The 14,415-nt window shown below is 54.5% G+C and carries 10 protein-coding genes; 2 read left to right on the plus strand and 8 right to left on the minus strand.

From position 1 onward, the window contains the following. The first annotated feature begins 298 nt into the window (after positions 1-298). Positions 299-1,489, plus strand: coding sequence for an NO-inducible flavohemoprotein (gene hmpA / locus OGV69_RS22605; protein ID WP_069324438.1), 1,191 nt, complete (start codon positions 299-301; stop codon positions 1,487-1,489). 101 nt (positions 1,490-1,590) lie between these two features. Here hmpA and glnB read toward each other — a convergent pair whose 3' ends face one another. From glnB to purL, 5 genes are all read right to left on the minus strand, one after another. Further along, a complete protein-coding gene (gene glnB / locus OGV69_RS22610) occupies positions 1,591-1,929 on the minus strand; it encodes a nitrogen regulatory protein P-II (protein ID WP_000717694.1) in 339 nt (112 codons plus the stop codon). Between the two features lie 60 nt (positions 1,930-1,989). After that, entirely contained in the window at positions 1,990-3,324 is a 1,335-nt protein-coding gene (glrR, locus tag OGV69_RS22615) for a two-component system response regulator GlrR (protein WP_304441077.1), read from the minus strand. Beyond that, positions 3,324-4,067 (minus strand): two-component system QseEF-associated lipoprotein QseG, encoded by a 744-nt coding sequence (qseG, locus tag OGV69_RS22620; protein ID WP_286469537.1) that lies wholly within the window; start codon positions 4,065-4,067, stop codon positions 3,324-3,326. The genes glrR and qseG overlap by 1 nt, the downstream gene beginning before the upstream one ends. A 22-nt stretch (positions 4,068-4,089) precedes the next feature. Continuing rightward, positions 4,090-5,520: a two component system sensor histidine kinase QseE/GlrK gene (qseE, locus tag OGV69_RS22625; protein ID WP_123261017.1), complete on the minus strand. Its 1,431-nt coding sequence runs from the start codon at positions 5,518-5,520 to the stop codon at positions 4,090-4,092. A gap of 599 nt (positions 5,521-6,119) precedes the next feature. Continuing rightward, positions 6,120-10,007: a phosphoribosylformylglycinamidine synthase gene (purL, locus tag OGV69_RS22630; protein WP_069324437.1), complete on the minus strand. Its 3,888-nt coding sequence runs from the start codon at positions 10,005-10,007 to the stop codon at positions 6,120-6,122. 257 nt (positions 10,008-10,264) lie between these two features. On the opposite strand from purL, the gene mltF reads away from it, so the two are divergent. Continuing rightward, positions 10,265-11,815, plus strand: coding sequence for a membrane-bound lytic murein transglycosylase MltF (gene mltF, locus OGV69_RS22635; RefSeq protein ID WP_069324436.1), 1,551 nt, complete (start codon positions 10,265-10,267; stop codon positions 11,813-11,815). Between the two features lie 40 nt (positions 11,816-11,855). Here mltF and tadA read toward each other — a convergent pair whose 3' ends face one another. The 3 genes from tadA to OGV69_RS22650 are packed head-to-tail and all read right to left on the minus strand — an operon-like array spanning position 11,856 to position 14,414. After that, positions 11,856-12,353: a tRNA adenosine(34) deaminase TadA gene (gene tadA / locus OGV69_RS22640; protein WP_069324435.1), complete on the minus strand. Its 498-nt coding sequence runs from the start codon at positions 12,351-12,353 to the stop codon at positions 11,856-11,858. A gap of 57 nt (positions 12,354-12,410) precedes the next feature. Continuing rightward, on the minus strand, positions 12,411-13,046 hold the full coding sequence (yfhb, locus tag OGV69_RS22645) for a phosphatidylglycerophosphatase C (RefSeq protein WP_038642689.1): 636 nt from the start codon (positions 13,044-13,046) through the stop codon (positions 12,411-12,413). A gap of 3 nt (positions 13,047-13,049) precedes the next feature. Continuing rightward, entirely contained in the window at positions 13,050-14,414 is a 1,365-nt protein-coding gene (locus OGV69_RS22650) for a PTS transporter subunit EIIC (protein WP_069324434.1), read from the minus strand. Between the last annotated feature and the right edge of the window lies 1 nt (position 14,415).

Raw genomic sequence — 14,415 nt, forward strand, 5'->3', positions numbered from 1 at the left:
AATTTTGGCCTGAAAAGGCAGTCTTCCAGGACTTCGGCCAACAGTATAACCGAATCATTCTTCGATAACAGGTCTTGACAAAGGATTTTACGCAAACGATTACCTTCACGGTACACAAGGCTTTGGAGAACAAAGGTCTGCTGAATTTCAACGGATTTCTTTTCAGGTTTGTGATGCAGATTTTTCACGATGTAACCTTTACAACGCAAAGTTACAAAGAACCATTTACAATGCAGGGGTATTTTTTATAAGATGCATTTGACATACATCATTAAAGTTTCAGATAAAGGAAGACCGTATGCTTGACGCACAAACCATCGCTACAGTGAAAGCCACCATTCCCCTGCTGGTTGAAACAGGTCCGAAGCTGACCGCCCATTTCTACGATCGCATGTTTACGCATAACCCAGAGCTGAAAGAAATTTTCAACATGAGTAACCAGCGCAATGGCGACCAACGTGAAGCGCTGTTTAACGCCATTGCCGCGTATGCCAGCAATATCGACAACCTGCCAGCGCTGTTACCAGCCGTTGAGAAAATCGCCCAGAAACATACCAGCTTCCAGATAAAACCAGAGCAGTACAACATCGTAGGAAGTCACCTGCTGGCCACGCTGGACGAAATGTTCAGCCCGGGCCAGGAAGTGCTGGATGCGTGGGGCAAAGCATACGGCGTGCTGGCGGGCGTGTTTATTAACCGTGAAGCGCAAATCTACAGCGAAAACGCCAGCAAAACCGGCGGTTGGGAAGGTACGCGTCCTTTCCGTATCGTGGCGAAAACGCCGCAAAGCCGCGCGATTACCAGCTTTGAGTTTGAACCCGTCGATGGCGGCGCAGTGGCGGAATACCATCCGGGTCAATACCTGGGCGTCTGGCTGAAGCCGGAAGGTTTCCCGCATCAGGAAATCCGTCAGTATTCGCTGACCCGTAAGCCAGATGGCAAAGGCTACCGTATTGCCGTGAAGCGCGAGGACGGTGGTCAGGTTTCAACCTGGCTGCATAACCACGCCAATGTCGGTGATGTAGTTCACCTGGCCGCGCCAGCAGGGGATTTCTTTATGGACGTCGCGACCGATACGCCGGTGTCGCTGATTTCCGCAGGCGTGGGCCAAACGCCGATGCTGGCGATGCTGGATACGCTGGCGAAAGCTCATCATACGGCGCAGGTTAACTGGTTCCACGCGGCGGAAAATGGCGATGTACATGCTTTCGCCGATGAAGTAAAAGAACTCGGCAAAACGCTGCCACGCTTTAGCGCACATACCTGGTATCGTGAGCCAAACGAAGCCGATCGCGCGAAAGGTGCGTTTGATAGCATTGGTCTGATGGATCTGAACAAACTGGAAGGGGCAATCAGCGATCCGGCGATGCAGTTTTATCTGTGCGGCCCGGTCGGCTTTATGCAGTTCGCCGCGAAGCAACTGGTCGGTCTGGGCGTGAAAAACGAGAACATTCATTACGAATGCTTCGGCCCGCATAAAGTATTGTAATGTATTACGCGAGTAGGCCGGATAAGGCGTTTACGCCGACATCCGGCAATCACTCTGCCTGATGCGCTACGCTTATCAGGCCTACAAATTAACGGCGCGGCTTAGATTGCCGCGTCGTCTTCTTCACCGGTACGAATACGAATAACGCGCGCCACGTCGAAAACAAAAATCTTACCGTCACCGATTTTACCGGTCTGCGCGGTACGAATAATGGTGTCAACGCAGGTATCGACGATGTCGTCGGGAACCACAATTTCAATTTTTACCTTCGGCAGAAAATCCACCATGTATTCCGCACCACGGTATAACTCGGTATGGCCTTTCTGACGGCCAAACCCTTTCACTTCTGTCACAGTCATACCGGTAATGCCGACTTCAGCCAGCGCTTCACGGACGTCGTCCAGCTTGAAAGGTTTAATAATCGCATCAATCTTTTTCATGCTATTCCTTGAAAAGGTCGCCTGTCTTTTGATCGAATAAAGCTAACATAATCCGCAGATTTATTCTTTGAAATCGTTTGCATCCAGCTCATGGCGAGAAAGCAACTTGTAGAACTCGGTGCGATTGCGCCCCGCCATTCGCGCCGCGTGGGTCACATTGCCTTTTGTGATTTGCAATAGTTTGCGCAGGTAGTTAAGTTCAAACTGATTGCGCGCTTCAACAAAAGTCGGCAGCGCGGTGTTCTCCCCTTCCAGGGCCTGCTCCACCAGCGCATCGCTGATAACCGGCGAAGAGGTCAAGGCCACGCACTGCTCAATCACGTTGACCAACTGGCGTACGTTGCCCGGCCAACTGGCGGTCATCAAACGCTTCATAGCATCGGTCGAGAAGGCACGCACGAAGGGTTTGTGCCGTTCAGCAGACTGTCGCAGCAGGTGGTTTGCCAGCAGCGGAATATCTTCCGTACGCTCGGCAAGCGCCGGGATCTTCAGACTAACCACGTTGAGGCGATAGTACAAATCTTCACGGAACTCGCCCCGCGCCATCGCTTTAGGCAGGTCGCGGTGGGTAGCCGATATAATGCGCACATCAATGTCTATATCGCGGTTACTGCCCAGCGGCCTAACCTTGCGTTCCTGTAAAACGCGCAGCAATTTGACCTGTAACGGCGCGGGCATATCGCCAATCTCATCAAGGAACAGCGTCCCGCCTTCCGCCGCCTGAAACAGGCCCTCGCGATTGCTTACCGCACCGGTAAAGGCGCCGCGCGCATGACCAAACAGTTCGGATTCCAGCAGCTGTTCCGGTAACGCGCCGCAGTTAATAGCAATGAATGGCTTGTGGCTGCGCGGGCTGGCGTTATGAATCGCCTGGGCAAACACCTCTTTCCCGGTTCCGCTTTGACCGTTAATCAATACGCTCACATCCGATTGCGCTACCATCCGCGCCTGTTCTAACAGACGCAGCATCAGCGGGCTGCGGGTGACGATAGACTCACGCCAGCTGTCATCAGTGGCTGGCGCAGACTGTTCCAATGCGCCATCAATCGCGTGGTATAACGCGTCTTTATCAACCGGCTTGGTGAGAAAACTGAATACTCCTTGCTGCGTCGCGGCAACGGCGTCAGGGATGGAACCGTGAGCAGTGAGGATGATAACCGGCATTCCAGGTTGTACTTTCTGGATTTCAGTAAACAGCTGCATGCCGTCCATTTCATCCATACGCAGATCGCTGATAACCAGATCCACTTTTTCGCGGTTCAGCACCCGTAACCCTTCCTGCCCACTTTCGGCGGTTACGACGCTGTAACCTTCGCTGGTCAGTCGCATACCGAGCAATTTCAACAGGCCCGGATCGTCATCCACCAGCAGCAGATGTGCGGGCTTACGGCTTATCATGGTGTGACCTCATCGGCAGATGGCGCAGTGCCATCCTCGTTATCAGGCGTGGTGAGTTTATCATTCCCGTGCGGCGCGTCAGGATTGTAGCTGCCGGCAGGTTTGCGCGTGGAAAGCTGACGTTCTATATCAGTCAGATTCTCCAGCTTACGGGTTGTGAGATCGAGCTGAGACTGCAAATGCTGCTGCTGTTGACGCAGCGTGTCCAGATCGCTGTCCGATGTTTGCTGGAGTTTACTGTAGCGCATACGCTCTTCGGCAAGCTGCAGTTGTAGCGTTTGGCTGCTGAGCCAGACCTGATACAGCGGTCTGACTTGCGGCGGAATTTGCGGACTTAATGCCTCGAGGCGCGTAACAGCCTCCCGCCTTTCAGGTGGCGTAATGTTAGCGTTATCAAGCAGAATCCCGCGTCTGAAAGCCCCCTGCCAGGTATCTGGCATCATCATACTGGCTTCACTGCGCGCCTGTACCGGCATCAGGCGATTGGCGCAATCCATAGCCCGCAGCCAGTACAGTGGGTTTGTCTCTGTAGGCTGGCTCGTCAGGGACCAGATATCCGTACACTCGGTTGCAAGATAGTCCGCAAGTTGGTAAGGCGGAATTTTCTCCTGAGAGGGGTCGCCAGTAACATGATTCACCGCGTTCGGCACGCACCCGGCCAGCGCCAGACACGGCAGGCTCATAAGCAAGACTCGACGGAAAAAATGTCGTTTAAGCATTCGGAAAACAACTTGTGGCATACTCACCAGACTTAGGTTTATTTTAGTGATTTTTTGCAGCAGATAGGGGCAATTCTATGCGAAAACAAACGCTTTGCGCATGGTCATCAACCAGATACAGTTTGCCTCGCATACGGCGGATGCAATCTCTGGCAATGCTCAGCCCCAACCCGCTTCCTTTTACCGCCCCTTTTCGCTGATGGCTACCCTGGAAAAAAGGCTCGAAGATCATGGTCTGTTCTGCTTCTGGAATCGGTGTGCCTGTATTCGTTATATCGATGTATACCGTTGAGCCATGCAAACTGCTGCGAATCCAAATGTTACCGGATTCAGCGCCATAGTGCACCGCATTGGAATAAAGATTGTCCAGCACGCTCATCAACAGCATCGGTTCCGCCAGGCAGGTGTTCGCCTCAAGCGCTACCTCAGTATGTATCATTTTGCCGCGAGCAGGCAGGCTATGTGCAGAAACAACGCTTTCAACCAGCGGCGCAATGTCCACACTCTCAAGCTCAACCTCGTCATCCGCCAGTTTGCGGTTGTAATCAAGAAGCTGCTCAATCAGCTTTTGCAGGTTACGGCTGCTGTCATCCAGAATACCGACCACCTCTTTTTGCTCCGGCGTAAGCGGTCCAACGACCTGATCGGCCAGCAACTCCGTCCCTTCGCGCATGCTCGCCAGCGGCGTTTTCAGCTCATGGGAAAGATGACGTAAAAACTGATGCCGTTGCGACTCAAGCCAGGAAAGACGTTCGCTCAACCAGATAATGCGCTGACCGACAGACCTCAGCTCACGCGGCCCGGTAAATAATACGCTGTCGCCCAGCGAGCGCCCTTCCCCCAGCCGATTGATCATCCTTTCTATGCCCTTCACCGGGCCGATAATCATACGAGTGAACAGCAGTACCATCGCCAGGCTGACGAGAAACAGCACCAGCGCCTGCCAGCCGAAGAACTGCCCACGTTCGGCAATTTCCTGCTGTAGCTGCTGGCCACGAGAAAAGACCACGGTGCGCGTCGCCTGTACCATCTCGGTATTGGCATTCGCGAACGCTTCCAGCCGGGCTGCCGCTACGCTATCTGGACCGCTGTTATTGCACTGTAATTGCGCGAGGTCGTTGAGATCCTGACGTAACGCCTGATAAAGCTTGGTATCCGGCAACACGCCCGCATGCGCATCCAGCATGTCGCTATAGCGCTTACGCTGACTCTGGTAGACCTTTGCCAACGTTGAGTCATCAAGCACACAATACTGCCGGTAGCTACGCTCCATCTCCAGCGCGGCGTTGGTCATCGCCTCACTGCGTCTGGCGTCAATCAGCGTGGTGCGGTTGGTCAGCGCCGCCTGCGCGCTCAAGGCATTCAGGCTTTGCCACGCCTGCCAGGCCAGAACTAACAACGGCAGCAGAATCAGCAAGAATGCCAACATAACCAATTGACGTAAAGATCGGGGGAAAACTGACCAGCGCTTCAAGGCGTTACTCTCAATGGACAGGAATAGCTTGATGCTAACTGAGGGGAACGCCAGATACAACAAAGCCGGGATTAACCCGGCTTTGTTGTGGAATAAGGCGGTGCCTAACTCGACGTTTCGCCCGGAGGTTGATATGAGCCATGCTAATATCAGATGTTGGACGGCAGGCACCTTGTTGTGCGTCATTCGAAGTTTATGTAGCGCTTCCCGAAGGGGCTGACATAAGAAGGTGAATGAGCCACTGGTTAATATTATGCAGCATCTGTGCCAATATTCAAAACACTTTGTTAACACAATGATAGATATGAAGAATATCGTTGTTCATGCAAAAAATGGTTCTGCCGGTTTTTTGCACTTTCTGTCGCCAATCAGCAACAGCTGTAGCACTTAAAAACAAAACCATTATAAATTATATAATTAAATGTCTCTTTTTGACGACATCGTCACCCCGCCCATGTCGGGATTTCCCGACACTTTAATTTTGCGGCATAAGCACTGAGTTTATTGCCGGATGGCGGCGTAAACACCTTATCCGGCCTACAAAGAGACAGGCAAAAAAAAAGCCCCTCGCAGGAGGGGCTTAATGGCTATCGGGCTAATTAACCAAGCTGTTTGCGCGCATTGCGGAAAATACGCATCCACGGGCTGTCTTCGCCCCAGTTTTCCGGGTGCCAGGAGTTAGCCACGGTGCGGAACACACGTTCCGGGTGCGGCATCATAATGGTGACGCGACCATTTTCAGTGGTAACGGCAGTAATACCGTTCGGCGAACCGTTCGGGTTCGCCGGGTAGGTTTCGGTCACCTTACCGAAGTTATCAACGTAGCGCAGCGCCACCAGGCCTTTGCTCTCAAGCTGAGCCAGATGCGCGTCGTCACGCACTTCCACCCGGCCTTCACCGTGAGAAACGGCAATCGGCATCATCGAACCAACCATGTCGGAGAGCAGTAAAGACGGGCTTTGCGTCACTTCGACCAGGCTGAAGCGGGCTTCAAAACGATCGGAGTGGTTACGCACAAAGCGCGGCCACAGGTCGCTTCCCGGGATCAGTTCGCGCAGGTTAGACATCATCTGACAACCGTTACACACGCCCAGCGCCAGCGTTTGCGGGCGATGGAAGAAGGTTTCAAACTCATCACGGACGCGGTTGTTGAACAGAATCGACTTCGCCCAGCCCTCCCCGGCGCCGAGCACATCACCGTAAGAGAAGCCGCCACAAGCTACCAGCGCCTGGAAATTCCCCAGACCGATACGTCCGCCCAGCAGATCGCTCATGTGCACGTCGATAGCATCGAAGCCCGCACGATGGAAAGCGGCCGCCATCTCGACGTGGGAGTTAACGCCCTGCTCACGCAGTACAGCGACTTTAGGACGTGCACCGGTAGCGATGTAAGGGGCAGCAACATCTTCGTTGATATCGAACGTCAGTTTAACGTTGAGGCCAGGATCGGCGTCGTTGGTTTTAGCGTCGTGTTCCTGATCGGCGCACTCCGGGTTGTCGCGCAGACGCTGCATCTGCCAGGTGGTTTCTGCCCACCACATACGCAGGGTAGTACGGCTTTCGCTGAACACCGACTGTCCGTTAGCGGAGAGAGTGAAGCGGTCGCCTTCTACGGCTTTGCCGAGGTAGTGTACGCAGTCTGCCAGGCCGTTGGCCGCCAGAATGGCTTCCACCGCGTCACGGTCAGCGGCGCGAACCTGGATCACCGCGCCCAGTTCTTCGTTAAACAGCGCTGCCAGACGATCGTCGCCCAGCGTGCTGATATCAGCCTCAATACCACAGTGCCCGGTGAAAGCCATTTCCGCCAGCGTCACCAGCAAGCCGCCGTCGGAGCGATCGTGGTAAGCCAGCAGCTTGCGCTGTGCGACCAGCGCCTGCATGGCGTCGTAGAAGCCTTTCAACTGCGCCACATCACGTACGTCGGCCGGTTTGTCGCCCAGTTGGCGGTAAACCTGCGCCAGCGCGGTCGCGCCGAGTGCGTTGTGGCCCAGACCAAGGTCAATTAACAGCAGGGCATTATCTTCAGTAGAGAGCTGCGGAGTAATGGTGTGGCGCACGTCTTCCACGCGGGCAAAAGCGGTGATCACCAGTGACAACGGCGAGGTCATTTCGCGCTGCTCGTTGCCTTCCTGCCAGCGGGTCTTCATCGACATGGAGTCTTTACCCACCGGAATGGTCAGGCCAAGCGCCGGACATAATTCTTCCCCGACGGCTTTTACCGCTTCGTATAACCCGGCATCTTCACCCGGGTGACCCGCAGCCGCCATCCAGTTTGCGGAGAGTTTAATGCGTTTGATGTCGCCAATCTGTGTTGCCGCAATGTTAGTCAGCGCTTCACCTACCGCCAGACGGGCAGAAGCTGCGAAGTCCAGCAGAGCGACTGGCGCACGTTCGCCGATAGACATCGCTTCGCCATAGTAGCTATCAAGACTGGCGGTGGTCACCGCACAGTTAGCCACCGGGATCTGCCACGGCCCGACCATCTGGTCACGCGCCACCATACCGGTAACGGTACGGTCGCCGATGGTTACGAGGAAGGTTTTTTCCGCGACGGTCGGCAGATGCAGTACGCGGTTCACCGCATCGGCAATCGAGATTTCGCCACGATTCAGGGCATCACCCTTAGCTTTCAGCGTCTGCACGTCGCGGGTCATCTTCGGCGTTTTGCCCAGCAACACGTCCAGCGGCATATCGATCGGCTGGTTGTCGAAGTGGCTGTCGCTCAGGGTCAGATGCTGCTCTTCGGTGGCTTCGCCAATCACCGCGTACGGCGCGCGCTCACGCTTACACAGCTCGTCAAACAACGGCAACTGGTCAGCGGCCACCGCCAGCACGTAGCGCTCCTGAGATTCGTTACACCAGATTTCCAGCGGACTCATGCCTGGCTCGTCGCTCAGGATATCGCGCAACTGGAATTTACCGCCGCGACCGCCATCGCTTACCAGCTCCGGCATGGCATTGGACAGACCGCCCGCGCCGACGTCGTGAATAAACAGAATCGGGTTGGCATCGCCCATCTGCCAGCAGCGGTCGATAACTTCCTGACAACGGCGTTCCATTTCCGGGTTATCGCGTTGTACGGAGGCGAAGTCGAGATCGGCATCAGACTGACCGGAAGCCATAGAGGATGCAGCGCCACCGCCGAGGCCGATGTTCATCGCCGGACCGCCGAGGACAATCAGCTTCGCGCCGACGACGATCTCGCCTTTCTGCACGTGATCGGCGCGGATGTTGCCGATCCCGCCCGCCAGCATGATCGGCTTGTGGTAGCCGCGCAGCTCTTCACCGTTGTGGCTGTTGACCTTCTCTTCGTAAGTTCGGAAGTAGCCGGTCAGCGCCGGGCGACCAAATTCATTATTAAACGCCGCGCCGCCTAATGGCCCTTCGGTCATGATATCCAGCGCGGTAACGATACGGTCCGGCTTACCAAAGTCTTCTTCCCATGGCTGTTCAAAGCCCGGAATACGCAGGTTGGAAACGGAGAAGCCCACCAGCCCGGCTTTCGGCTTCGCGCCGCGCCCGGTTGCACCTTCATCACGAATTTCACCGCCGGACCCGGTTGCCGCGCCCGGCCACGGAGAGATGGCGGTCGGGTGGTTGTGAGTTTCTACCTTCATCAGGATATGGGCTGGCTCCTGATGGAAATCGTAGCGACCGGTTTTGTGGTCGGCAAAGTAGCGCCCCACGTCAGAACCTTCCATCACCGCGGCGTTGTCTTTATAGGCGGACAGCACGTGGTCCGGCGTGGTTTCAAAGGTATTTTTGATCATCTTAAACAGCGACTTCGGCTGCTGTTTACCGTCGATAACCCAGTCGGCGTTAAAAATCTTGTGGCGACAGTGCTCAGAGTTGGCCTGCGCGAACATGTACAGTTCGATGTCGTTCGGGTTGCGCCCCAGTTTGCTGAACGCGTCCTGCAGATAGTCGATTTCATCCTCCGCCAATGCCAGGCCGAGACGCACGTTGGCGTCAATCAGCGCCTGACGGCCCTCACCCAGCAGATCGACGCTGGAGACCGGCGCAGGCTGGTGATGCGCAAAGAGTTTTTCGGCATCGTTTAGCGCAGAGAAAACCGTTTCCATCATGCGGTCGTGCAGTACGTCGGCAACCTCCTGCCACTGCTCCGCAGTCAGCGTAGAAGCTTCTACATAGTAAGCAACGCCACGTTCCAGACGGCTAATCTGTTGTAGGCCGCAATTGTGGGCAATATCAGTCGCTTTAGAAGACCACGGGGAGATGGTGCCCGGACGAGGGGTAACCAGCAGCAATTTGCCCTCAGGAGCGTGGCTGTGAAGAGCTGGACCATATTTCAGCAGGCGTGCAAGCTGCGCGTGCTCATCTTTATTCAACGGTGCGTTCAGATCGGCAAAATGGACGTACTCGGCGTAAATATTGTGGACCTGGAGGTTGGCAGCCTGAAAACGTGCCAGCAGTTTGTTAATACGGAATGCAGACAGTGCAGGTGAACCACGCAGAATTTCCATCATAAGTCTCTCGTCTTCTAAGCTTTCGGTGTGCCCAAGTGGGGGAAACGGGCGGTATTATAAAGAATCTACCGCGTCGACGAAACCGTTTGCGTCGAAATAAAATCGCGGCCTCTTCTTATCATCAAATGCGGTCTGTTTTCTGAATAAGTTGCCAACTGACGCAAGTTTAAGCAAAATGCCGCTCATTAATGACGACTTCACTTCTTAAACAACACTACAGCAGGCAGAGACAACGTACGGTTCAGAGAATTAACTAATTGAAAAAATTAAAGATTAATTATCTGTTCATCGGCATATTAACGCTGTTGTTGGCAGCGGCCCTCTGGCCATCTATTCCCTGGTTCGGTAAAGCCGAAAATCGTATCGCCGCTATTCAGTCGCGGGGAGAACTGCGCGTCAGTACCATTGACTCGCCATTAACTTATGCGACCCTCAACGGCAAAAAATTCGGTCTGGATTATGAACTGGCCCAGGCGTTCGCCAACTATTTAGGCGTGAAGTTAAAAATCACCGTGCGCCAGAACATCAGCCAGCTGTTTGACGACCTGGATAACGGTAATGCCGATCTGTTAGCCGCAGGTCTGGTGTATAACAGCGAGCGGGTGAAAAATTACCAGCCCGGCCCGACCTATTACTCGGTGTCACAACAACTGGTGTATCGGGTTGGGCAATATCGCCCCCGAACCCTGGCTAGCGTGAATGAAAATCAGCTGACTATCGCCCCGGGGCATGTGGTGGTTAACGATCTCCAGCAGCTAAAAGAGAAAAAATTTCCCGACCTGAGCTGGAGAGTGGATGACAAAAAGGGCACCACTGAACTACTTGATGATGTCATCGCCGGTAAGCTGGATTACACCATTGCCGATTCCGTCGCCATCAGCCTGTACCAACGCGTACACCCAGAGCTGGCCGTCGCGCTGGACGTCTCCGACGAACAGCCGGTGACCTGGTTTAGTCGTCTGGACGATGACAATACGCTGGCCGCTGCCCTGTTGGATTTCTTTAATTCCATGAACGAAGAGGGTTCCCTGGCAAGACTGGAAGAGAAATATCTTGGGCATGGCGATGATTTTGACTATGTCGACACCCGCACCTTTTTGCGCGCCGTAGACAGCGTGTTGCCAGACCTCAAGCCGCTGTTTGAGAAGTATGCGCAGGAAATAGACTGGCGACTGCTTGCCGCGATCTCTTATCAGGAGTCGCACTGGGACGCGCAGGCCACTTCTCCGACCGGCGTACGCGGACTGATGATGTTGACCAAAAATACCGCCCAGAGTCTCGGGCTGACTGACCGTACCGATGCCGAACAGAGCATCAGCGGCGGCGCGCGTTATTTGCAGGATATGATGAGTAAAGTGCCGGATACCGTCCCGGAAGGAGAACGGATCTGGTTTGCGCTTGCCGCCTACAATATGGGTTATGCGCATATGCTGGACGCGCGGGCGCTGACGGTCAAAACCAAAGGCAATCCGAATAGCTGGTCCGATGTAAAACAGCGTCTACCGCTGCTCAGCCAAAAGCCGTATTACAACAAGCTGACCTATGGTTATGCACGTGGTCATGAAGCCTACGCCTATGTGGAAAATATCCGTAAATACCAGATAAGCCTGGTGGGATATCTGCAAGAAAAAGAAAAGCAGGCGCAGGAAACGCAGCAACTGGCGCAGGATTACCCGGCGGTGTCCCCCGCGGAGTTGTTAGGTAAAGAGAAATTCCCGCTTTCCGCGTTTCTGTCTCAAACGTCGTCAAACTACCTGACGCACTCCCCTTCCCTGCTGTTTTCAGCGCAAAAGAAAGAGGAAAAGTAGTCTTATCGGCCTGATAAACATCAGACAATCAGACCAGCATTTACACATTGGCGGATTTTTTCAGGGCTTTAATTTCCTGACGACGCATACGAAAGAAATCGCTGAGCAGCGTGGCACATTCATCCCGCAGGACTCCCTCTGTCACTTCAACCCGATGATTCATTCCAGGGTGATGTAGCACGTCAATTAATGAACCCGCCGCCCCCGTTTTCGCATCGCGCGCGCCAAAAACCACCCGGCCGATACGGCTGTGCACCATCGCACCGGCACACATCACGCACGGCTCCAGAGTGACGTACAACGTGGCATCCAACAGACGGTAATTTTGCAGCACCAGGCCGCCCTGACGCAGCGCCATAATTTCAGCGTGGGCCGTGGGATCATGGTGACCAATCGGCCGGTTCCAGCCTTCGCCAATGACGCGGTTATTATGCACTAATACTGCGCCCACCGGGACTTCACGCTCATCCCAGGCGCGCTTAGCCAGCGTTAAAGCATGACGCATCCAGTATTCGTGGCTAAATTCAACTTCAGACAAAGGGGATAACTCCAGTAATCAAAGCGGGCGCATTATACACAGACGCTATCGTTTACTCTATTCGAGTTGTTGCAGTTCCCCACGCGGCGTGACGCGCCAGCGATGCTGGCAAAAAGAGAGCAGCGGGTTGTCCTGCTTACTGTCGCTATAACCACTATAAAGTTGCAGCGGCGCGCCAATCTGACGTTCCAGCTGTGTCACTTTCTCATGCCCCAGACAACGCAGAGGCAGCACCCAGCCACCATATCCTCGCGCCATTTTACTGGCGATCAGATTGACGCGCGGTAGCCACGGGGTATCAAAGTAAACCTGCTCCACCAGCGACTGTGGGGAGCCGGTGATAAGCCAGATGTCGGCGTCAGAACTTAACAGATAAGTGGTCAGCCGCTGCTGTACGAGCGGAAACGCCGTCACGTTATCGCGAAACCAACGTACAAAATCGGCCTGGTGCGCTTTCAGACGCGCCTCGCTACGACCAAAAGTGCATCCCCACAACAGCAGGCTCATTGGCCAGCGGGCCGCGCGTCCTTTTATCAACAACGCCAGCGCAATCACCGGTAACAGAGGCAGCACAAGCAGCACGTTCAGCGGCTGACGACGCAGCAGATAACGTATAAAACTCCCGAACATATCCTGCTGATGTAACGTGCCATCCAAATCAAAAAAGACAACGCGGCGCTGGTGATTGGTCAAACTTTATTCCTCTGGATCGTTGAACCCCAATAGCCAGGTAAACAGAAACCCGGCAATAACTGCTACCAGATAGCCTAACAGATAGAACATCACTTTTCCGGCAACAATCGTTAATGCCAGCGGTAATCCTGAGATACCAAAGGTGATAACCGTCGCCACTTTCCAGTAGCTTATCAGCGCCCCGCCTACCGCTCCGCCAAGACAGGCACAGATAAACGGCTTACCCAACGGCAGCGTAACGCCAAAAATCAGCGGTTCGCCAATCCCCAACAATCCAACCGGCAACGCCCCTTTGATCACCTTTTTTAGTCGTGCGTTGCGGGTTTTCATCAGCACCGCAATCGCTGCACCGATTTGCCCAACACCCGCCATTGCAAGGATTGGGAAGAGCGCGTTATAACCATGCGCCTGCACCAGTTCGACGTGGATAGGCACTAACCCCTGATGAAGTCCGGTGAGCACCAGCGGCAGGAAGGTTCCCGCCAGTATAGCGCCGACCAGAAAACCGCCGCGATCGATAGCCCAGGATGCGCCGTGAGCGATAGATTCGGAAATCCAACCGCCCAACGGTTGCAGCGCCACTATCGCAATAGCCCCGGTAATAATGGTGGTCAGCAGTGGGTTAAGGATCAGTTCCAGTGATTCCGGCAGCAGTTCGCGGAATTTGCGTTCGATCCAGCACATCAACGCTACCACCAACAGCACGGCGATTACCCCGCCGCGCCCCGGCTGCAGCGTTTCGCCAAACAGGGTAATTTGCGCCAATTGCGGACTGGAGAGGATCCCCGCCATCACTCCGCCCATCGCCAGAGAACCACCAAACACTTTAGCGGTATTCACCCCGACCAGAATATTCATAATGGCAAACACGGCGCTGCCAAATATGCCCATCAGTCCAAGTAAATTCGGATAGTGGGTCGCAAAATCCCCGACGATATCCGGTCGCTTAAGGATGTTAATAATGCCGGTAATTAAACCGGAGGCGATAAACGCCGGAATAAGAGGGATAAAGACGTTCGCCAGCTTACGCAGCGCATCACTCATCGGCGCTTTGTATTTCGCTTTAGCCGCTGACTTCGTGCGCTCGATATCATGCGCATCGGTGCGCTCGCCGCCATCGGCAATCAGGGCGCGCATAGCATCCACCACCCTGGCGGCTTTCCCGGGGCCGACGATAATCTGGTGCTGCGCGCCCTGCTTCACGTAGCCGCTGACGCCGGACAGTTGCTTGAGTTGGGATACATCGAGCTGAGCCTCATCCCGGACTTCCACCCTGACACGGGTCATACAGTTTTCCAGGCGCAGAATATTTTTCTCTCCGCCAACGCCCAGCAGAATGTCGCTGGCCAGCACCGCCGTCTTATCCATA

The sequence above is a fragment of the Citrobacter sp. Cc139 genome, from assembly GCF_030334645.1.
In the GTDB taxonomy this organism is placed as follows: domain Bacteria; phylum Pseudomonadota; class Gammaproteobacteria; order Enterobacterales; family Enterobacteriaceae; genus Citrobacter; species Citrobacter werkmanii.